General features: G+C 71.9%; 19 protein-coding genes and 2 pseudogenes. 13 read left to right on the plus strand and 8 right to left on the minus strand.

The genetic code is table 11. From position 1 onward, the window contains the following. Nucleotide 1: 1 nt before the first annotated feature. The 3 genes from ATL45_RS25790 to ATL45_RS25800 form a co-directional block, all read right to left on the minus strand. Nucleotides 2–1,360: an MFS transporter gene (locus ATL45_RS25790; RefSeq protein ID WP_093160431.1), complete on the minus strand. Its 1,359-nt coding sequence runs from the start codon at nucleotides 1,358–1,360 to the stop codon at nucleotides 2–4. An 89-nt stretch (nucleotides 1,361–1,449) separates the two neighbouring features. After that, nucleotides 1,450–1,893 carry an Rrf2 family transcriptional regulator gene (locus ATL45_RS25795; protein WP_093160429.1) on the minus strand — a complete coding sequence of 148 codons (444 nt, stop codon included), beginning with the start codon at nucleotides 1,891–1,893 and terminating at the stop codon, nucleotides 1,450–1,452. Nucleotides 1,894–1,938: 45 nt separating this feature from the next. Beyond that, a complete protein-coding gene (locus tag ATL45_RS25800) occupies nucleotides 1,939–2,589 on the minus strand; it encodes a hypothetical protein (protein ID WP_093160426.1) in 651 nt (216 codons plus the stop codon). Here ATL45_RS25800 and ATL45_RS40265 point away from each other — a divergent pair. The 9 genes and pseudogenes from ATL45_RS40265 to ATL45_RS39045 form a co-directional block, all read left to right on the plus strand. Then, nucleotides 2,581–2,724, plus strand: a pseudogene (locus ATL45_RS40265) (S8 family serine peptidase); the annotation flags it as partial. The gene ATL45_RS25800 and the pseudogene ATL45_RS40265 sit on opposite strands and share 9 nt — an antisense overlap. A 16-nt stretch (nucleotides 2,725–2,740) precedes the next feature. Continuing rightward, a complete protein-coding gene (locus ATL45_RS25805) occupies nucleotides 2,741–3,073 on the plus strand; it encodes a hypothetical protein (protein WP_093160424.1) in 333 nt (110 codons plus the stop codon). Between the two features lie 248 nt (nucleotides 3,074–3,321). Further along, nucleotides 3,322–3,960: pseudogene (locus ATL45_RS39750) on the plus strand (type VII secretion protein EccB). Between the two features lie 167 nt (nucleotides 3,961–4,127). Then, entirely contained in the window at nucleotides 4,128–4,346 is a 219-nt protein-coding gene (locus ATL45_RS25820) for a hypothetical protein (RefSeq protein WP_093160416.1), read from the plus strand. 169 nt (nucleotides 4,347–4,515) lie between these two features. After that, nucleotides 4,516–5,661 carry a GAF domain-containing sensor histidine kinase gene (locus tag ATL45_RS25825; protein WP_093160413.1) on the plus strand — a complete coding sequence of 382 codons (1,146 nt, stop codon included), beginning with the start codon at nucleotides 4,516–4,518 and terminating at the stop codon, nucleotides 5,659–5,661. Next, on the plus strand, nucleotides 5,658–6,284 hold the full coding sequence (locus ATL45_RS25830) for a response regulator (protein ID WP_246025544.1): 627 nt from the start codon (nucleotides 5,658–5,660) through the stop codon (nucleotides 6,282–6,284). The genes ATL45_RS25825 and ATL45_RS25830 overlap by 4 nt, the downstream gene beginning before the upstream one ends. A 204-nt stretch (nucleotides 6,285–6,488) precedes the next feature. Then, a complete protein-coding gene (locus ATL45_RS25835; RefSeq protein ID WP_093160411.1) occupies nucleotides 6,489–8,510 on the plus strand; it encodes a CocE/NonD family hydrolase in 2,022 nt (673 codons plus the stop codon). 13 nt (nucleotides 8,511–8,523) lie between these two features. Then, nucleotides 8,524–9,813, plus strand: coding sequence for an ATP-grasp domain-containing protein (locus tag ATL45_RS25840; protein ID WP_093160408.1), 1,290 nt, complete (start codon nucleotides 8,524–8,526; stop codon nucleotides 9,811–9,813). Nucleotides 9,814–9,896: 83 nt separating this feature from the next. Further along, nucleotides 9,897–10,034 (plus strand): hypothetical protein, encoded by a 138-nt coding sequence (locus ATL45_RS39045; RefSeq protein ID WP_170210351.1) that lies wholly within the window; start codon nucleotides 9,897–9,899, stop codon nucleotides 10,032–10,034. Between the two features lie 46 nt (nucleotides 10,035–10,080). On the opposite strand, the gene ATL45_RS25845 is transcribed toward ATL45_RS39045, so the two are convergent. After that, the gene (locus ATL45_RS25845) at nucleotides 10,081–12,771 is read right to left on the minus strand and encodes an ATP-binding protein (RefSeq protein WP_093160405.1); all 2,691 of its coding nucleotides are present in this window, start codon (nucleotides 12,769–12,771) and stop codon (nucleotides 10,081–10,083) included. Nucleotides 12,772–12,865: 94 nt separating this feature from the next. Here ATL45_RS25845 and ATL45_RS25850 point away from each other — a divergent pair, with 94 nt between their 5' ends. Next, entirely contained in the window at nucleotides 12,866–14,365 is a 1,500-nt protein-coding gene (locus ATL45_RS25850; protein ID WP_093160403.1) for an MFS transporter, read from the plus strand. A gap of 227 nt (nucleotides 14,366–14,592) precedes the next feature. On the opposite strand, the gene ATL45_RS25855 is transcribed toward ATL45_RS25850, so the two are convergent. Further along, nucleotides 14,593–15,129 (minus strand): CGNR zinc finger domain-containing protein, encoded by a 537-nt coding sequence (locus ATL45_RS25855; RefSeq protein ID WP_093160400.1) that lies wholly within the window; start codon nucleotides 15,127–15,129, stop codon nucleotides 14,593–14,595. Nucleotides 15,130–15,204: 75 nt separating this feature from the next. Here ATL45_RS25855 and ATL45_RS25860 point away from each other — a divergent pair, with 75 nt between their 5' ends. From ATL45_RS25860 to ATL45_RS25870, 3 genes are all read left to right on the plus strand, one after another. After that, complete coding sequence (locus tag ATL45_RS25860; protein ID WP_093160398.1) at nucleotides 15,205–15,888, plus strand: haloacid dehalogenase type II; 684 nt, start codon at nucleotides 15,205–15,207, stop codon at nucleotides 15,886–15,888. Nucleotides 15,889–16,551: 663 nt separating this feature from the next. Further along, entirely contained in the window at nucleotides 16,552–17,073 is a 522-nt protein-coding gene (locus ATL45_RS25865; RefSeq protein ID WP_246025545.1) for a hypothetical protein, read from the plus strand. A 78-nt stretch (nucleotides 17,074–17,151) separates the two neighbouring features. Further along, nucleotides 17,152–17,958 carry a GNAT family N-acetyltransferase gene (locus ATL45_RS25870; RefSeq protein WP_246025546.1) on the plus strand — a complete coding sequence of 269 codons (807 nt, stop codon included), beginning with the start codon at nucleotides 17,152–17,154 and terminating at the stop codon, nucleotides 17,956–17,958. Here the strand turns inward: ATL45_RS25870 and ATL45_RS25875 are convergent. From ATL45_RS25875 to ATL45_RS25885, 3 genes are all read right to left on the minus strand, one after another. Beyond that, nucleotides 17,951–18,658, minus strand: a complete 708-nt coding sequence (locus tag ATL45_RS25875; RefSeq protein ID WP_093160393.1) for a class I SAM-dependent methyltransferase — start codon at nucleotides 18,656–18,658, stop codon at nucleotides 17,951–17,953. The genes ATL45_RS25870 and ATL45_RS25875 overlap by 8 nt on opposite strands. A gap of 193 nt (nucleotides 18,659–18,851) precedes the next feature. After that, entirely contained in the window at nucleotides 18,852–19,127 is a 276-nt protein-coding gene (locus ATL45_RS25880; RefSeq protein ID WP_093160390.1) for a hypothetical protein, read from the minus strand. Nucleotides 19,128–19,187: 60 nt separating this feature from the next. Further along, entirely contained in the window at nucleotides 19,188–20,669 is a 1,482-nt protein-coding gene (locus tag ATL45_RS25885; RefSeq protein WP_093160451.1) for a bifunctional phosphatase PAP2/diacylglycerol kinase family protein, read from the minus strand. Between the last annotated feature and the right edge of the window lie 62 nt (nucleotides 20,670–20,731).

Raw genomic sequence — 20,731 nt, forward strand, 5'->3', positions numbered from 1 at the left:
TTCAGCGCTCGGGGCGCATCCGCGACGCCGCGATCAGGGCGAGCACGACGATCACCGCCATGGCCAGGAAGACCTGGGAGAAGGCGGCTTCGGCGCCGATCTGCTGCTGCCGCGCGGCGAGCAGCACGCCGAACAGCGCCGGGCCGGTGCCCGCGCCTAGGAACTGGGCTCCTTGCAGGATTCCGATGCCGACGCCGACCTGCTCGGGCGGCAGCGCACCGGCCGCGGCGTTGATGATCGGCGTGAGCACCAGGATGAAACCTACGCTGAGACCGAGGATTCCGGCTGCGGTCGGCAGCACCGAGTGGGCTGCGGCGAGGAACGCGGCCGACAGCGCCATGATCGTCAGTCCGGCCAGGACCAGCAGGCGGGTGCCGATGCGATCGGTGATCCGGCCGATCAGCGGGGAGAGCACGGCGACGGCGATCCCGGCCGGGACCATGACCAGGGCGCCGGTTCCCGGGGCCAGGCCGTTGACGTCGACGAGCAGCAGCGGCACGAAGACCAGCCCGCCGAGGTTGACGGCCATGGCCAGGAACGTGACGACAACGGCGATCCGGTAGACGCGGTTGGTGAACAGCGAGGGCGGCACGAAGGGCTGCGCGGCGCGAACGGTGCGCCACCCGAACAGCGCGATTGCGACTGCTGATGCCAGGAAGCTGCCCCAGGCCGGGAGAGCGGCGAGCCCGGAGACCTGCGCCTGCGTCGCGCCGAAGAGCAGGAACCCGGCTCCGGTGCCCAGCAGAACGCCGCCGAGCAGATCGAACTTGTTCCCGCCCGCCGGGGCGGCACCGGGCAGCGCGCGCCACGCCGCCGGGAGCAGCACGAGCACGATCCCGGCCATGAACCAGAACAGCGTGCGCCAGCCGAGGAACTGGCCGACGCCACCGCCCAGCGCCGGCCCGGCTGCGGTGCCGACGCCCGCGGCCGCGCTGACGACGCCGATCGCCGTGCCGCGCCGGTCCGCGGGCAGCAGCCTGGTGATGGCGATGACCGAGAGCACCGGTATCGCGGCCGCCCCGATGCCCATCGCGATCCGCCCGAGCACGAGGACGAGGAGATCCGGTGCCAGCGCGCACACCAGGCTCCCGGCGGCGTAGGCCAGCAGCGCGAAGCCGAACAGCTGCCGCAGGCCCACCCGGTCGGAAACGCGGCCGTAAATGGGGATTCCGACCGCGAACACCAGCAGGAACCCGGTCACCACCCAGGCGAGTTCGGCCTCCGCGGCGCCGAACTCCGCGCCGATCGACGGGAGCATCAGGTTGACCATGTCGCTGGCGATGACCGTGACGAGGACAGCGGGCATGAGGACCGCCAGCAGGCCCACCCCCGAACCGGTCCGTTCGATCGTGGCTGTCATCGAGTGCTCCTCCTGCTGGGTTTACTGCCACCGAAGTGGTTGCAGTTTGGGTGTGAAAAAGGCGGCGGGAGTCCTCCGCCGCCGCCCGGCTACCGGCTCAGCCCGGCTTCGCGTTCGATCGCCAGCACCTTCGTGACCAGGTCCGCGATGGTCGTGCGGCCGAGTCGCTCGGCCATGGCTCGTTCGGCGTCCTGGAACTCCGATTCGAGCAGTGCCTGCATGTTCCGCCCGACCTCGCACGCGTCGTTGGGCGGGTGCGGGTGCCGCGACAGGAGCGGCCCGGTCTCGACGGCGAGGTAGGCGTCGTGGAGCGTGATCGCGCGCGGCGCGCGGGCCAGGGTCCAGCCGCCGCCGCGCCCCTCGGTGGATCGCACCAGGTCGGCGTCCCGCAGGCTGCCGAGGACGCGCCGCACCAGGACCGGGTTGCTCGCCAGGCTCTCGGCGATCTCCGCGGAGGTCAGCGACTTGTCGCTCCAGCGCGCCAGCATGGTGAGCGCGTGGATCGCGACCGCGCTCCTGCTGCTGAGGCTCATCGCGCTCCCTCCGTGCCGCTCTAACTGCAACGAACCTAGTTGCGGTTAGAGCGGAGTGTCAAGCGGCGTCCCCGAAGCGAGCGCGCGGGCGCGCTCGATGCCGCGGTCCGTGCCCAGTTCCGTGCGTTCTCCGGGATGGCGGTGGTAGTGGTCGACGAGACCGTGCAGCAGCGCGGGATCGTCGGCCAGATCGCGGCCGAGGATGCGCAGCATCGGCAGCTCGGGCAGGCGGTCCTCCGGCCACAGCCGCGTCATCCGGCGGCGGTGCCAGCGGGCGTCGGCGGCGGCCACGACCCAGATCTCCGGGCCGTCGCGCGGCACGGCGCGGACTTCGGCGACGGCGTCCCAGGGCAGGAACGACTCGTGCGTCCAGCCGCGGTGGTAGATGCCCGACGGGGACAGCTGCACGGTGCCGAGCGCGAAGCTGCCGCGCAGCATGACCAGCGGCAGCGACAGCACCAGCGCGACGACGGCCATCAGCGCGGCGCGGTCGACCTGCGGGCGGTCCTTGTCCATCGCGCCGACGATGCCCACCGCGAACGGCGCCGCGGCGGTCAGCGCGAGCAGCGCGAAGCCGGTGAACTGGGCCTTGGAGTCGGCATCTCCAGCACCATCGCCGCGTCGCCGGTCGCCTTGCGGCGCAGCGTTTTCGCGCCGGACTTGCGGGGCCGCAGCCGGGTCAGCGCGATGAACCACGCCAGTTCGGCGAACAGCAGGCTGAGCGGCTACCTGCAGAACAGCGGCACCAGCCTCGCCGCTGCCCAGGTGTCGGGCACCGCGGCCCTGCTGTGCGCGGAGTTCCCGGGCACGCCCGCCGACCAGATGCGGCAGCGCCTGCTGGGCAGCGGTGGCGGTCGGTGGACGCAACGACCGCACCGGCGCCGGACTGGTCGATCCGTTCTTCGTGCTGACGGCCACCGACGCCCAGCTGCGGCAGGAGCGCCGGTGCGGGATCGGGTGGGTGGTCATCGGCCCGGTGCCGCGCGAGGAACCACTGCTGTCCCGGGGCGGCGTCGTCGCCGTGACCTGGAGTGGAGTGCTGCTGCTCGGCACCGCGCTGGCTCTGTGCGCGGTTCCCGTGGTGCGGCGCGGCTCCGGCCGGTCCTGGCGCGCGGGCCCGGTCGAGCGACCGCGCCACGAGCAGTGCATCCGAACGCCTCCGAAGACCGAACTGGACTGAACAGTGACCGACGTACCTCCCCGACCCACGCGATTTCAATGGAAATTGGATACCCGATTTCCATTGAAATCGCGGAAGTTCTCCACAGGTGCCCGGCGTGTCGGGGTGCGGCGCGCCGTCTCCACGCGATTTCCATTGAAATCGGACGTCTGATTTCCATTGAAATTGCACATCCCCGAGCACCGCGGACGGTTCGCGTCGCGCGGCGAAGGGGCTGGTGAGATGGCGACGACCCGGGAACAGGCCGAATTTCCGACGGCGTCGCCCACCCGGCGTTGAACCTGGCCTCCGCGCTGCTGGTCGGCGGCGGCACCGTCACCGCCGTGAAAACTTCAACGCTGGAGGAGGTTCCGCGCGGGCTCCCGGTCGGCATCCCGTTCGCGCCTGACGCACTGCCCGCCGCGGATGCGCTGACGGAGGAGGAGTGGACGGTGTGCGCGGCTCCGCCGACCACCGAGGGTGTAGCGCCGCGCGTGCCGTGTACGTGGGAATCCGGTTGGCCTCGGCCGAGCGCCGACGTCGTCGTGCAGGATCGCAGCGGCGCGTCCTGGCTGGTCAGCGGCGGTCAGCGGTCCTGATGCCGGACAGCGTGCGCAACATGCTCGGCCTGCAGCGCGCCGCTGCCTACCGAGGTGCTGGCGACGGTGCCGGAGGGCCCGGCGCTGTCGATTCCGTCCGCTGTGGACAGTTCGGGTGCTGCTCCGGCGTTCCAGCTGCCCGGCGGGGTGAAGACCGGCGACCTGGTCCACATCGATGACGTGAATCCGCAGCTCTACCTCGTCCACCGCGACTGGCTTGCCTCCATCACCCCGCTGGTCCACCGGCTCATGAACGCGCGGTGCTGGCCAACGGCAGCTCGGCGCCCAGGTCATGGTGCTGACCCGTGATCCCGAGCGGTGGCGGAACGTCGCCGCCAGCGAGAAGTTCACCGTGGTGACCGCCGAGCTGCGCTGGTCGCCGCGACCCGGACGACCGCCGGGCCACGACCAGGGCCCGCAGGTACTGGTCAGCGACTTGCCGGAACCACCTCGGCGACGCGGCGTGGTGCACCACCGTGCACCTGGCACCGAAGGTCCCGCCGCGCTCGGGTTTCTGGCACTCGATCGACCAGGTCGTGGTCTGCGCGCCCGGCCACGGCAAGGTGCTGGCCGCGCTGCTCGCCGCGCGCGGCGCCGTCGCCGCGGACGCGCTGGCACCGGGCGAGGCCGCGCTCGTCGACCGCCGGCGCACCAGGCTTTTCACCCCGAACCCGGCACCGTTCGGCCGCCGCTGAGCACTGTGCAGGCTCTTCCACACGCATCTTGCGTAGGTGGTCGCTAGCGGTGTCCTGTTCGGTACCGCGGCTGCGGTCGCCAAGCAGGATTAAGGACACAGTGGATCGTGGGAGAGCAGGTGCGACGGGTAGCATCCGGCGCGCTGGGAGAACGCGGACGGGGGTCCAGGTGGCGCAGCGGCATCGCTCGGAGCGCGTGGCCGAGCAGGGTCGGCGGTTCGGCCACCTGCTCGACGAGCACGCCCAGGTCCTGCACCTGCTCGACGACGCGGCCGCGCTGCGCGGCCTGGCACGGCGGGTCCGCGAGGAGACCGGTGCGCACATCGGCCTGGCCGGTCCGGTCGAGGCGGAGCAGGTGCTGGTGCTGCGGCAGTGGAACGGCACCTGGGCGACCGGTCTGCACGACCTGCACGTCGAGATGGGCTTGGGCCTGGGCGGGCTGGCCGCGGCCGAGCGCCGCCCAGTGTGGGTGGCCGACTACTGCTCCTCCGAGCTCATCACGCACGACTTCGACGTACCCATCTCGGCGGACGGGATCAAGACCATGCTCGCGGTGCCGATGGTGCGGGCGGGCCGGGTGCAGGGCGTGGTCTACGCGGCGATGCGCGAGGTGTCCTACTTCGGCGGCAGGCAGCTCGACGCGGCGGTCAACCTCGCCGACAGCGGTGGCCTGGCGCTGCAGACCGCATCCGCCGCGCGCCGCCAGCGGGAGCAGGCCGCCGCGGCTGAGCGCCGCCGGATCGCCGCGGAACTGCACGATTCGGTCGGAGCGCGCCTGTTCCGCATCGGCGCCGAGCTGCGCGACCTGCGCACGCACGCCCAGCCCGGCAGCGCCGAGCTGCTGGACAGGCTGGCCTCGCTGGAGGACCAGCTGGCGGAAACCGCCTCGGCGTTCCGCGATTCGGTGCACGCCCTCGACCACGACGAACCGGCCGGCGGCCTGGCCGCGACCCTGTCCCGCGACTGCGCGGCCTTCCAGCGCCGGACCGGGATCTCCGCGCAGTCGGTGGAGATCGGGCAGCTCCCGGCCTGCGACCGGCACCGCACCCAGGCCCTGCTCGCGGCGACCCGCGAAGCGCTGCTCAACGTGGAGAAGCACGCCGGAGCACGGTCGGTGCTGATCAGCGCGATCGCCCTGGACGACGGGATCGCGATCTCGGTGGCCGACGACGGCAACGGCTGGTCCGAGCCCGCGGGCGGTGGCATCGGCCTGCGCACCACCGCCGACCGGCTGGCCGAGCTCGGCGGCACGCTGTCGGTGGTGGCCAACGAGGACGGCGGGCTGACGGCGCGGATCTGGATACCGCTGCCGTGACCGAGATCCGCCTCGTGGTCGTCGACGACCACCCGGTGGTCGTCGACGGGGTGCGGCTGCTGCTCCGCGACGACCCGGCGATCCGGGTCGTCGGCGGCGCGACCGACGCGGCCTCGGCGGTCCGGCTGGCCGCCCGCACCAGCCCGCACGTGATCCTGCTGGACCTGCGGCTCCCGGACGCGGTGGCCAGCGAGCTGGTCGCCCCGCTGCGCCAGGCGGCCCCGGACGCCCGCATCGTGGTCTTCACCGCCTACCGCGACCACGCGGCGCTGCGCACCACCCTCGACGCGGGGGTCGACGGCTGCATCCTCAAGGACGCGAGCGCGACGGACCTGGTCTCGGCGGTGCGGCAGGCGGCCAGCGGCCTCCAGATCTTCGACCCCCGCGTGGACGACCGGGCGGCGCCGAGGATGCGCTCCCGCCTGCACGAAACCGGTCTCACCCAGCGCGAGTACGACGTGCTCCGGCACGCGGCGGCGGGCCGCACGAACCCGGAGATCGCCGAGCAGCTGGGCCTGACCCGCCACACGGTCACCGGCTACCTCCGCAACGCGATGCGAAAGCTCAACGCCCGCAACAGGATCGAACTCATCACCAGAGCGGCCAAGTCCGGCCTGCTGTGACAGTCCCGCCTCTCCGCGTTTTTCAGTGGTGGTTGCGTTCGGAGTCGTTCTCGCGTTTCGCGGTTTCTTGTGGCTGGGTTGCGTCACGGTCCCCTGAGGTGCGGTTGGGCAGGGCTCTGGTTGGTACAAGGGGTCAGGGCTGCGCATGACCGGCCCCGCAACCGGGTAGTTGACGGGGAGGACACGTGCGCGGGAGGCGGTTCGATGCGAACGGTGGAGGTCCTGCCCCACCCGGTCAAGGAGGAGGCGGGCTGGATCCCGCTGGCCGACGGCACCCGGCTGGCCGCTCGGATCTGGCGCCCGGTTGACTCCGACAACGAACCGGTCCCGGCCGTCCTCGAGTTCATCCCGTACCGGCAGCGCGACCTGACCGCGCGCCGCGACTCCGTCAACCACCCCTACCTGGCCGGGTACGGCTACGCCTGCGCGCGGGTGGACCTGCGCGGCAGCGGCGACTCCGCGGGCCTGCTCGCCGACGAGTACCTGGAGCAGGAGCTGCAGGACGCCGCGGAGATCCTCGGGTGGCTCGCCGAACAGCCGTGGTGCAGCGGGCGCACCGGGATGATGGGCATCTCCTGGGGCGGGTTCAACGCCCTGCAGGTCGCCGCCCGCCGCCCGCCGAGCCTGGCCGCGATCGCGGTGCTGAGCTGCAGCGACGACCGCTACGCCGACGACGTGCACTACATGGGCGGCTGCCTGCTCAGCGACAACCTGTCCTGGGCGTCGACGATGTTCGCCTACAACTCCTGCCCGCCGGATCCCGCGACCTTCGGGGAGGGCTGGCGGCGCCAGTGGTTCGAACGGCTGACCGCCTGCGAGCCGTGGCTGGCGGAATGGTTGCGCCACCAGCACCGGGACGACTACTGGCGGCACGGTTCGGTGTGCGAGGACTACAGCAGCGTCGGCTGCCCCGTGCTGGCGGTCAGCGGTTGGGCCGACGGGTACTCCAACGCCGTCTTCCGGCTGATGCAGCACCTCGACGTGCCGCGGCGCGGTCTCATCGGCCCCTGGTCGCACAAGTACCCGCACCTCGGCCTGCCCGGCCCGGCCATCGGCTTCCTGCAGGAACTGGTCCGCTGGTGGGACCACTGGCTCAAGGACGCCGACAACGGCGCGATGGACGGTCCGATGCTGCGCGTGTGGATGCAGGAGAGCATGCCGCCGTCCACCGCCTACGACGAGCGTCCGGGGCGTTGGGTGGGCGAGCCGTCCTGGCCCTCGCCGCACGTGGACCGGGTGCGCTTCCCGCTGGGCCAGAACCTCATCGCCCGGCCCGGCGAGGAGCCGCGGTCGCGCCCGCTGTCGGTCGAGTCGCCGCTGTCGGTGGGGCAGTTCGCCGGGAAGTGGTGCTCCTACAACGCCCCGCCGGACCTGCCCTACGACCAGCGCGAGGAGGACGGCGGATCACTGGTCTTCGACACCGCCCCGCTGACCGAGCGCTGCGAGATCCTCGGCGGGCCGGTGGCCGAGCTCGACCTCGAGGTGGACCGGCCGACGGCGATGGTGGCGGTGCGGCTCTCCGACGTCGCGCCCGAGGGCCGGGCCACCCGGGTCACCTACGGGCTGCTCAACCTCACCCACCGCGACGGGCACGGCGAACCCAGCCCGCTGCAGCCCGGCCAGCGCTACCGGGTGCGGGTGCAGCTCAACGGTGTCGCTCAAGTGTTCCCGCCCGGGCACCAGATCCGGATGTCGCTGTCCACCTCCTACTGGCCGCTGGCCTGGCCGCCACCGGAACCCGTCCGCATGACGGTGCACCCGGAGAACAGCGCGCTGCAGCTGCCGATCCGCCCCGTCGAGGAGCCCGACGAGGTGCCGACCCCGGCGTTCGGCGAACCCGAGGGCGCACCCGTGTTGGCGACCACCCAGCTGCGGCCCGGCGAGCAGTGCTGGAACGTCTCCCGCGACCTCGTGGGCTACGACTCGGCGCTGGAGGTGGTCAAGGACCTCGGCGTGGTCCGCTTCGACGACATCGACCTGGCGGTGACCCGCCGCGCCTACGAGCGCTACAGCTGGACCGCGGACCAACTCGACTCGGTGCGCGGTGAGATCGAGTGGACGATGGCGTTCCAACGCGGCGACTGGTCGGTGCGCACCACCTCGCGCACCGTGCTGACCTCCGACCGCACCGAGTTCCACCTGCACGCCGAACTGGACGCCTACGAGGGCGATCAGCGCGTGTTCTCCCGCAACTGGCAGCAGACCATCCCCCGCGACCTGGTGTGAGCGGTGTTTGTCCATGACCAACGTGTTCGTCGTGGGACTCGATCCGGGCAACCTCGCACTGCTGCGCGGTTCGTTCCCGCGGAACTACTCCTTCCACCCCTTGTTCGGCAAGTCGGAGGTGATGCCCGCTTCGGCGGACTTCCCGGCGCTGCTGGAGGAGGGGCACCGCAGGCTCGACGAGTTCGGTGGGCCGATCGACGCGATCGTCGGCTACTGGGACTTCCCGGGCACTTCCCTGGTGCCCGCCCTGTGCACCGACTACGGCGTGCCGGGACCCCGGCTGGAGCCGGTGATCAAGTGCGAGCACAAGTACTGGAGCCGCCTCGAACAGCGCAAGGCCGCCGACGCGCACCCGAAGTTCGGGCTGGTCGACCTGGCCGGCGACCCCGGCCTCCCGCCCGGGCTGAGCTTCCCGGTGTGGCTCAAGCCGGTGAAGTCCTACAGCTCGGTGCTGGCGTTCCACGTCGCCGATCCCGCTGAGCTGGCCCGGGCGACGGCCGAGATCCGGCAGGGCATCGAGGCGGTCGGAAAATCCTTCGACGCCGTGCTGAGCGGTCTCGAACTCCCGCCCGAGATCGCGGTGGCCGGCGGCCGGGCCTGTCTGGCGGAGGAGGAGATCAGGGGCGTCCAAGCCACCGCAGAGGGCTACTGCTACCACGGGGAACCGCACGTCTACGGCGTGATCGATTCGGTGCACTACCCGGGAAGGCCGAGTTTCCTGCGGTACCAGTACCCCTCCCGGCTGCCCGCCCCGATCCAGCGGCGGATCATCGACGTCAGCGCGCGGGTGATCCGCCAGATCGGCCTGGACTCGACGGCGTTCAACATCGAGTACTTCTGGGACCGGGACGAGGACCAGCTCAACATCCTGGAGATCAACCCGCGGATCTCCCAGTCCCACGCGCAGCTGTTCAGGATGGTCGACGGGCTTCCGAACCACCACTGCATGGTCCGGTTGGCGCTGGGCGAGGACCCGGAGATGCCGCGTCGCCGGGGATCGCACGCCGTGGCGGCCAAGTGGTTCCTGCGCGCCTTCGCCGACGGGGTGGTGCGCAGCTGCCCGACCGAGCAGGACATCGCGCGGATCCGCCGGGAGATGCCGGAGGCGACCGTCGACGTGGCGGTGCGCGAAGGAATGCGGCTGTCCGAACTGACCGTGCAGGACAGCTACAGCTACGAGCTGGCCACCTGCTGCCTGGGCGCCCGCGACGAAGCGGAGCTGATCGACAAGTTCCACCGCTGCGCCGAACTGCTGCCCTTCACCTTCGAGGACCGCGAGGGAGCTCCAGTCCCCCTCATCTGAGGGGGGCAGCTGTGCGAGCTGCGTCTCACCCGCCCTTCGGCGGCCGTGCACGGACCGGAGTTCCAGCAGGTCAGGCGTCTGCGGTGAAGCGCGAGCGCCGGTCGCCCGCCGAACCCGGCGGAGAGGCTGGGGACATGAACAAGACCTCGAACCTGGCGCTCATCATCGTCGTCGGCGTGATCGCCGTCGGCCTGCTCGTGCTCGCTGTGACCATGCAGTGAGCCCCTTTCCGGGCTGCCCGGAACCGACGCGCGGTGAGCCTCGCGGTCAGCTGGTGCGGAGCAGCGTCCAGGCGGGTTCGGCGCGGGTGATGTCGTCGAGCTGCTTGCGGGCCTGGAACTCGCCGCAGTGGTAGGAGCGGTCGGTGGAGATCCGCAGCGCTCGTTCGGAGAACCGCCGGGCCTGCGCCGGGTTGCCACCGGCCAGCGAGTTCTGCCCCAGCCTGCAGAGGGATTCGACGACCTCCGTCCACAGTGCCAGGTCTTCGGCGCTGCGCAGTCCTTCGCGGTGCATGCGGGCGGCCCGGGAGCGGTCGCCGTCCGACTCGGCCAGCTCGGCCAGTGAGCGCGACGCGCGCAGCTGGCCCCAGCGGTCGCCCAGCTCGCCGAACACCTCCGCAGCGCGCTCGACGTCGGTGCGGATCTCCACCAGCACCGCGGCTTCGGTCCAGCGGTCCCGGTGCACGCGAGCGTCGGCCAGGCTCTGCTCCAGCATCCGCACGCCCAGCTCGTGCTCGACGTCGTCCAGCAGGCCCGAGCCGATGAACCACCGCAACCGCGCGTGCAGCACGGGATCGGTGATGGCCGCCAGATCCGGCACCGGCACCACGTTCGGCGTGCTCCGCAGTTCGACTCCGGTCAGCCAGCCGCTCGCCGCGGCGCGCAGCGCCGGTGCTCCGCCCTCGGTGGCCAGCGCTGCTTGCAGCGAGCGGCGGGCCTCGCCGTGGCGGCCGCGGAGGTACCAGTACCACGTCATCGCGTTCACCAGGCGCAATGCGGCTTCGGCGTGCTCGCCCTGGATCGCCAGATCCAGGGCGCGGCGGAGGTTGACGGTCTCGGCATCGAGCCGGGCCAGGTGGTGCTGCTGCTCCGGGCCGCGCAGCTCGCGGTCCGCGAGTTCGGCGAGCTCGACGTAGTAGCGCACGAACCGGTCGCGCACGGCGTCGAGCTCACCGGCTTCGGCGAGGCGCTCGGCGCTGTAGGCCGAAACCGACTCCAGCAGGCGGAACCGGTCGCCGTCGCGGACCACCAGCGAGCGATCCACCAGGCGGGCCAGCAGTTCCAGCACCCGCGGTGCGGGAATGCCCTGGTCCGAGGAGACGGATTGCGCCGCGGGCAGGGTGCATCCGTCGGCGTGCACCGCCAGCCGCCGCAGCACGGTCCGCTCGTCGGGGCCGAGCAGCTCCCAGCTCCAGTCGATCATCGCGCGCAGCGTCTGCTGCCGGGTCGGCCGACCGCGACCGGCGCCGGAGGGCAGGCTGAACCGGTCGTCGAGGCTGTCGGCGAGGTGCTCCGGTTCGAACATCCGCAGCCGCGGCGCGACCAGCTCCAGCGCCAGCGGGATGCCGTCCAGGCGCCGGCAGATCGCCGACACGGCCCGCACGTTGCCCGCGTCGAGGGCGAAACCGGGAACAGCGGCGGCCGCGCGCTGCACGAACAGCTCCACGGCGCTGCACCGGGCGGCTGCCAGGACTTCTCCCGCGGCCAGGTCGTCGGGCAGCTCCAGCGGCGGCACCGGGCGGACGACCTCACCGGGGACGTCGAGCGGTTCCCGGCTGGTCAGCAGCAGGTGAGCGCCGGGCACACCGGCCAGCAGGCGTTCGGCCAGCGTCGCGACCTGCTCCAGCACGTGCTCGCAGTTGTCCAGCACCAGCAGCAGGTTCTTGCCCGCCGCCGCGTCGACGAGGCAGCCCACCAGGTCGGCGGCCTGCGGGGTCGAGGTGCTCTCGCACAGCCCCAGCGTCGTCATGACCCGGTCGGCGATGTCGGTGGCGGAGGCGGCGCGGTCCAGCCCGGCGAGCTCGACCAGCCACACGCCGTCCGGGAACCGCAGCCCGTCGGCGGCGGCCAGCGCGAGCCGGGTCTTGCCGACCCCGCCCGCACCGGTCAGCGTCACCAGCCGCGCGCCCTGTTCCACCAGCGGTGCGCGGATTCCGGCGAGCTCCGCGACCCGGCCGATGATCGGCGTCAGCGGCGTGGGCAGGTTGCTGCGCTCGCGCGAGGCGACCGGTGGAGCCAGGTGCGGCTCGTGGCGGAGCATCGCCTCGTGCAGGGCGGTCAGCTCCGGCCCCGGTGCCACGCCCAGCTCCTCGCCGAGCTCGCGGCGCAGCTCGTGGAAGCTGTTCAGCGCCTCGGTCTGCCGCCCGGACCGGTACAGCGCGCGCATCTGCGCCATCCGCAGCCGCTCGCGCAGCGGATGGCTGCCCACCAGGTCGCCGAGCTCGGCCGCGACCGCCGTGTGCTGCCCCAGCTCCAGCCGGGCCTCGGCGCGATCCTCGACGGCGGCCAGCCGCAGCTCTTCGAGCCGGGCGATCTCGGCGCGCGCGAACGGCGAGTCGGCGAAGTCCGCGTACGCGGGGCCGCGCCACAGCGCCAGCGCTTCGTCGAGCAGATCGGCCCTGGCCCGCGGTGAACCGGCTGCGCGCGCACGGTCGACCAGCTCCTGGAACCGGTGCGCGTCGACCTGGTCGACCAGCAGCCGGTAACCGGCGGGCTGGTGGACCACCTGATCGCGGCCCAGCGCCCGGCGCAGCTGGGAGACCTTGCTCTGCAGGGTGTTCAGCGGGGTGGCCGGGGGAGCGTCGGCCCACAGGTCGGCGACCAGCCGGTCGGCCGAAACGGGGCCGCCGCCGTGGGCCAGCAGGATCGCCAGCAGTGCGCGCACCTTCGCCTCGGGAACCCGCACCACCCGGCCGTCGGTGTCCCACGCCGTCAGCGGTCCGAGAACCCCGTATCGCATGCCCGAAGGATATCGCCAGCGAACCATCAGCCGACCGCACGCGCGGCGCGACAGCGTGGTCGGCGACCACTCGACGAGAGCGAATTGGAGTCCCATGCACACCCCCGTCGCGCACCGCGCCGGTCCGCGGGAATGGACCGGGCTCGCGATCCTCGCGCTGCCCACGGCGCTGCTCGGCCTGGACGTCAGCGTGCTGTACCTGGCGCTGCCCGCCCTGTCGGCGGATCTGCAGCCGACCGCCACCCAGGCGCTGTGGATCATGGACGCCTACGGGTTCCTGATCGCCGGCCTGCTGATCACCATGGGCACGCTGGGCGACCGGATCGGCAGGCGCAAGCTGCTGATGATCGGTGCCGCCTGCTTCGGCGCGGTCTCGGTGGTGGCCGCGTTCGCCACCAGCGCCGAGCTGCTCATCGCCGCGCGGGCCGCTCTGGGCATCGCCGGGGCGACCCTGATGCCCTCCACGTTGTCGTTGCTCAGCACCATGTTCACCGATGCCCGGCAGCGCGCGGTCGCGATCGGCATCTGGGCCACCACGTTCGCGCTGGGGATGGCGGCCGGTCCGCTGGTGGGCGGCGTGCTGCTCGACCACTTCTGGTGGGGCTCGGCGTTCCTGGTGGCGGTGCCACCGGTCGGCGTCTTGCTGCTGACCGCACCGCTGGTGCTCCCGGAGTACCGCGCGCCGGGCAGCGGTCGGCTGGACCTGCGCAGCGTGGTGCTGTCGCTGGCCGCGATCCTGCCGCTGATCTACGCGGTGAAGCACACCGCCAAGGCGGGCCTCGACCTGGGCGCGGTGCTGTCGTTGCTCCTCGGAGCGGCGTTCGCGGTGGTGTTCGTGCGTCGGCAGCGCGAGCTGGCCGATCCGCTGCTGGACATGTCGCTGTTCACCAGCCGCACCTTCAACGCCGCGCTGGGCGTGCTGCTGTTCGGGCTGGTCGGCGTCGGTGGCGTGATGTTCCTGGTCACCCAGTACCTCCAGCTGGTCGAAGGGCTCTCCCCGTTCGCGGCCGGGCTGTGGATGGGGCCGCCCGCGCTGATGATGTTCCTGGCCGCGCTGGCCTCCCCGCTGTTCGCGCGGCGGGTGCGGCCCGGGGTGATCGTCGCCGTGACGCTCGCGCTGTCCGCCGCGGGCTACGTCCTGCTGTCCCTCGTGGACCCGGGCGACACCGGCCTGGTGGTGGGCGGTTTCGGCCTGGTGTACCTGGGATTGGGCGCGATCGCGGCACTGGGCACCGACCTGGTCGTCGGCGCGTCTCCGCCGGAGAAGTCGGGTTCGGCCGCGGCGATGTCGGAGACCGTGCAGGAGCTGGGCCTGGCCGTCGGCGTCGCGGTGCTCGGCAGCCTCACGTCGGTGATCTACCGGAGCCAGCTGCCCGACCTGCCGCCCGGACTGGCCGGGCTCGAGGACGGCCTCGCCGGCGCGGCGGCGGAGCTGCCGGGCGATCTGCTGCGCCAGGCGCAGGAAGCGTTCACCGCGGGGCTGAACGTGACGACCCTGGTCACCGGCATCGGAGTGCTGGCGCTGGCCGCCGTGTCGGCGACCGTGCTCCGGCACATCGGAACGATCGGCGACGACGGCTACGACGAATGCTGACCGTTGGCCCGATCCTTGCGGGCAATGGCCATCGGGCCACTGGTTGCCGACCGGACTCCTCCGCACGATGGAAGGCGACGGACGTGAACGCGGCTAGGAGGTCGTCATGTGGACGTTGTTGCTGGTGGAGGCCGTGATCGCATTCGGGCTGGCCGCGTGGGCGGCCGCTTGGGCGCAGCGCACCTCGCGCGGGTAGGAGGTCGTGAGTGCTCGGCGGTGTCGAGCACTCACGACGAACGTTTGCGGGCCCGGTAGGCGGCAGCCTTGACGCGGTTCCCGCACTCCTCCATGCCGCACCAGGTGCGGCGGGCTCCGCGGGAGCGGTCTAGGTAGATCCGGGTGCAGTCGGCGCGTCCGCACTCCTTGAGGCGGGCGTCGGCGTCGGCGAGCACGGTGATGGCGCTGCGCGCGATCTGGGTGAGCGCGGCGGTCAGATCCCCCGATGTGCGCAGTCCGGAGTCGCTGAGCTCGATCGTGGGCACGGGCCCGGCGGCGGCGTCGTTGACGACTTCGAGGCTGTCCGGGTCGAAGGGGCGGCCGAGGATGCGATCGAGCGCGAGCCGGTAGACCGCTTCCCGCAGGCGCAGTGCGGCCTCGAACGTCGTGGCGTCGGCGGAGACGTGATCGGGGAGCCCGTCGCACTCGGCCACCCAGCGCTCCAGGTCCGCGGAGCCGGTCAGGGCGTCGACGGGCCGGCTCCGGCGCGAGCCCACGGTGCCTGCCAGGTCCAGGGCGGGGTTGCCGCTGACGAACGCGAAATCCACGTCACCATCTTGACCGGTGACGCGCTGCGGTGGCAACCTCGTCACCGGTTGAACTGGTGACGCGAGGAGGACGGCATGGCCGAGGTCGGGGATATCGAGGTCGTCGTGTTCGACGTCCTGGGGACGATGGTCGACGAAACCAGCGGTCTCCGAACGGAAATCCGCGAAGCGGTCCCCGACGGCGACGTCGACGAGCTGATCGTCCTGTGGCAGCAGCACGTCGAGCTCGAACAGCAGCGCATCGCGCGAGGGCGCCGCGCGTACGCCAACTCCGAGGTCATCGACGGGGAAGCGGCACGACGGGTCGCCGAGCGCGCCGGGATCACCGATCCGGCGGCGATCGAGCGGCTCGCCACCGCGGGGCAACGCCTGCCCGCCTGGGGCGATTCCGCCGCCGGTCTCGAACGGCTGGCCCGGCGCTTCCCCGTGCTCGGCCTCTCCAACGCCGCCCGCGCCGCTCTGCTGCGGCTCAACGCGCACGCCGGATTGCGCTGGCACCAGGCCTTGTCCGGCGAAACCGCCTCGGCGTACAAGCCTGCGCCGGAGGTCTACCAGCTCGCCATCGACAGCGCAGGATGTCCGCCGGAGCGCATCCTCATGGTGGCCGCGCACGCATGGGACCTCCGCGGCGCCCGGGCGACGGGCATGCGGACCGCCTACGTGCACCGGCCGGTGGGCGATCCGCCGACGAGCACCGACGTCTTCGACTGGCAGTGCAACGGGTTGCCCGAACTGGTGGACGAGCTGACGGCCGGCTAGTCCTACGTGGACCGATCAGGCGCCGAGCCTATGTCAGGATCGGTAGAGGTGTGCGTGTGGAATGGGGGAATTGAAGGTGGCCCTGTCGTTGTGTGGTGATAACGGGGTGGGCTTTGTGTGGGAAGTGCGGGTGGGGTGGGGGTCGCTTTTGGGTTCAAGGCGGTGGGTGGTCGCCTGAGGCGTATAGCGATTTCAATTGAAATCGACACCGTTCTCGGCGGGGTCTCCCGTATCGCGGAAAGTCGATTTCAAGTGAAATCGCGGAGGTCGCCACTCCGCGTCAGGGTGCTAGATCCGCTGTTCGGGGACGTGGGAGGCCTTTATGGTGTTCGGTGGCCGAGGGTGGAATGAAGCCGAATCTGATCGAACAGTGGCAACGTCCCTCCTTCAAGCGGGTCGGGTCGCCACTGGTCGAACGGTGGTGAACCTCCGCGATTTCAATTGAAATCGCTACACCACCCAAGGTGGCCACCCGCCGCTTTGAACCCCAGCCCGACCCGTCCCCAACTGGACGTCACCTCGCGAACCTCATCCGGTATCACCGCCGACCCATGGGTAGTGCGTCGACCGCCAGATGCCTCCTGTCCGGTCGGATACCCGAGTGATCAGCGCAAGGGCTGAATCCCGCCAGCCGGCGCGGTCATCGCCTGTCAGTGTGGGAACGTGCGCACGAGGTCACCACTGATCGACACCGCGGAGCTGGCGTGGCTCGGTGAGTTCGCCGAGCCCGCTCCGCACACCGCCGCTGAACTCGCCGCGGTCATCGACCTGCTGCCGTCGCGGTCGAGCGCCGTCACCGTCGGCCACAGCCGCGACGACGCCTCCCGGGCGGCAGCGGCAGCGTTCTCCGCCGCCTGGCGAGCTCTCGGCGGAACCGTTCTGACCACAGTGGACTGGCCGGAAGCGGCTGCCTCGTGGCTGCGTTCGGCGAAGCGGATGACCGCCGACGCTCCGGACGCGTGGGTGGTGGCGGCCGCGCCGCTCGGCTTCGCGCAACTGGCCCGGAGGCTGCGGCACAGCACGGCGTGGGAACCGTCCCGCACGATCGCCTTCGCGTCCTTGCGGGATTCAAGGTTGCCCGCGCTAGCTACCGATCTCGGCGGTCTCCGCGGCGCAACGGCCGGCGGCGACACCTGGGAGGTGCGCGGCCGCTGGGTCCGCACGATCTCGACGGGGCGGAGCTGAGGCGGTGCGGTCGTCGCACCACAGTGGACGGTGGAAATTCGGGTGCGCCACCGGACGGGCTGTGGTGGAATCCGTCAGGTGAGTTCGCCGCGCCCCACCGATGGAACCGACCTGCTCGACCGCATGGAGCGGAACCTGGCCGAGCACGCCTGCCACCTGCACCGCGCCCTGCCGGGCGCGACGGTCACGCGGACCGACGACCTGCTGGTGGCCGACAGCGGCCTGGACGACGACACGTTCAACATCGTCGCAACGGCCCGGTTCACCCCCGACACCGCCGCGGCCCGCATCGACGAGACCGCCCGGATGCTCGCCGCGACCGGCCGCCGCTTCTCGTGGTGGGTCGGCCCGGCCTCGGCACCGGCGGATCTGGGTGCCCGCCTGTCAGCGGCGGGCCTGCCCGAATCGGAGCGCGAAACGGCGATGTGGGCCGAGCTCGACGGCAGCCTGCCCGAGCCCGCGGTCGCCGGGCTGGAGATCCGCACGGCGACCACGCCCGAAGAGCTGGCCGACTACGCCCAGGTGCTCGCGGCGAACTGGGATCCGCCGGCCGAAACCGTCCGCGACTTCTTCGCGCGGACCGCCGACCAGGCGCTCGCCGCCGACTGCCCGGCCCGCTACCTGGTCGGCTACGCGGACGGGCAGCCGGTCGGCTCGGCCGAGGTGTTCCTGCACGCGGGAGTCGCGGGCATCTACAACATCTGCACGCTGACCACCCACCGCCGCCGCGGCTACGGCGGAGCCATGACGCTGGCGGTGCTGCACACCGCCCGCGCCCACGACCACCGCACCGCCGTCCTGCAGGCATCGGCCGACGGAGAACCGGTGTACCGCCGCCTGGGCTTCCAGGCCTGCGGCGAGTTCGTCGAGCACTCCGTCAACTGAGCTGCGGGAGGTCGGCGACGCGCCACAGGGCGAGGGCCTTGTCCGCGTAGTGGCCGTCTCCCTCCCGGCAGCCCTCGGTGATCACCTCCAGCGGCTCGGGGAAGGCGAACGGGGCGAGCTGGAGGTTCAGCGGGCGCCAGTCGCCGGTCTGGACGTCGACGTTGACCGCCAGTTCCGGGAACGTGGTGGTCAGCAGGTACTGCACGCCGCTGTCGCGGATGTTGCGCAGCGCCGCCCGGATCCGCTCGAAGTCGAGGTGCACCAGGCAGTCCCGGCACAGGACCAGGTCCGCGGCGGGGAGCCGGTCCCGGGTGAGGTCCAGCACCTCGAAGCGCCGGTCGTCGGCGGCGTAGCGCAGGCGGTTGTGCTCGACGAGCTCGGGCACGATGTCGGCACCGAAGTAGCTCGCCACACCCAGATCGGTCGTCGACAGCCAGCCGAAGTCACCGCACGGCACGTCCGCGACCGACCGCACGCCCCACCTGCGCAGCAGCGCGGGGATCTCGGTGCGGATGTGCGCGGTCGCGGAGCTCTCCGAACCCGCCCCGGACACCGATTCCGGGCTGCCCCACAGGTTCTGCTCGAAGATGTAGCGGAACACCCCGCTGGTGTCCTGCTGCGCCAGCTGTTCCCGGTGCGCGCGGAACGTGGCGTTCGTGTCCAGTTCCGGCCGTCCCCACGAAGTTCCCGCTGAACCCATGACGTCGTCCTCCTGCTCGCCCGAACGGACCCGGACGACGTTGTCCGCGCCGGAGCCCTCCGGGCCCCGACACCGAAGTGCACCAGCTCCGGGACTGCCACGCCATCACGCATCAGGAGTACCTCGAACCACCCGGCTGCTCGGGGGGATTGCGACTTCCGCGAATTCGCCGGGACGCGGCCGCGCGCCGACGTCAGTCGGGGAGCAGTTCGCTGACGTGGTAGTGGGCCGCGACCAGTTCGGATGCGCATTCTTCCGGTCGTTCGGCTGCCGCGTGGTCGAGCGCTCTACGGAGTGCGGCCAGTGCCTCGGGCGCCGAGTCGGTGAGCAGACCTGCCGCGTGGTCGGTGGCTCTGGTGAGCTCGACGAGGAGTGCTTGGACCTCGATGCTGTCCGGTCTGACGATCAGTGCGGGGATGGTGCTGCGGAGTTGGGTGCGCAGGCTGCGCAGGACGTCATCGGCGGTCACGGCATCCCTCCTCGAGCGCGTCTACCCGTGCGACGTTCCGGCAGTCGGTCCGTGACGCGCTCAGCCTGCGTTCTCCGGTCGGTAGACGTGCAGCGCTTCGTCCCGGGAGGCGAAGCTGAAGGTGCGTCCCGGCGGGATGACCTCGCCGTCGCAGGCCAGCGCCACCGGTTCGCCGAGCACTTCGACGCGCACCGACTCCCGCTCCAGCTGGACGTAGGTGCGGCTGTTGAACAGCGCGCCTGTGAGCGCCGCGAAGGCGAAGCGGATGCGGGAAAGCGGGAGATCGGCCCGGACGTAGCGGATGTCGAGGACGCCGTCGTCCAGGCGCGGACGCCAGGTGGGGGCGAAGCCCTTCGGCTGGTAGCCGTTGGCGCCCGCGAACAGCAGCCAGATCTTGCGGTGGGCGCCGTCGATGCGGACCTCGATCGGTTCGGCCTCGGCGAGGATGCGCACCAGTGCGGCGGCCGCGGCGGGCCACTTGCCCCAGCGCGGCTCCCACTTCTCCCGCAACCGGACCATGTCGGGATAGCCGCCCAGGCTGGCGGTGTTGACGAACCACTGGACGGGCCGGTCGTCGACGCCGACCGCGCCCAGGTCGACCTGCACCGCGGATCCGGCGGCCAGGGCGCGGGCCGCGTCCTGCGCGCTGGTCACGCCCAGGTCGCGGGCGAAGTGGTTCAGCGTGCCCGCGGGGATCACGGCCAGCGGCAGCCCGCGGACGGCGGCTGCGGAGGCGGCGGCCGCCACGGTGCCGTCGCCGCCCGCCACGGCCAGCGCGCGAACGGAGTCACCGGCCTCGTCGAGTTCCCGGTGCAGCTGTTCGACGATGTCGGCACCGGGGTCCGGGTGCAGGAGCTTGGCCGCCGGCCACAGGTCGGCGAGCAGAGCGGACGGGTCCCGGTCGCCGGACGAGGCGTTGACCAGCAGCGCGAGCCCGTTGCCGTCGGTCAGCGCGGCGACGTGCTCGCTCGGCCGCGCGAGCCCGGGTGCGGCCGGGCGCACCGGCCACCACCTGCGGGTGGCCAGCCCGATGGTGCAGCCGATCGCGGCCCCGAACGCCACGTCGGTGGGCCAGTGCACCCCGACGTGAACGCGCGAGTAGGCGACCGCTGCCGCGATCGGCACCACGGCCGCACCGAGCAGCGGCGACTCCATGCAGACCGCGGTGGCGAACGCCGCGGCGGAGGCGGCGTGCCCGGACGGGAACGACGAGGAGACCGGCCGCGGCACCAGCTGCCGGTGCATCGGCAGCAGGTCACTGGCCGGCCGACGCCTCGGCAACAACTGCTTGGCCAGCAGGTTCGTCACGGCACTGGTAGCCCCGATGGCCGCCACTCCGCGCAACGCGGCCCGGCGCGCTGGCCCCTTGCGCGCGGCGAGCCCACCGGCCAGCGCGAACCACAACTTGCTGTGGTTCGCCAACCGGCTGAGGTGGCGCAGCCCGGGATCGACGACGCTCCGGGGAAGTCCGGCGCACCGGTGCACGAGATGCCGATCAGCCGAGGAGACGTGCCTGCGAGCCGTGCCGAGAGCCTTGAGCATGCCCACATGCTAGGACCGGATCCGACCCCGAACCCTGAACGAGGGGTGGTTCACCGCCGCGA

This window comes from Saccharopolyspora antimicrobica (assembly GCF_003635025.1).
GTDB classification, from domain to species: Bacteria; Actinomycetota; Actinomycetes; order Mycobacteriales; family Pseudonocardiaceae; genus Saccharopolyspora; species Saccharopolyspora antimicrobica.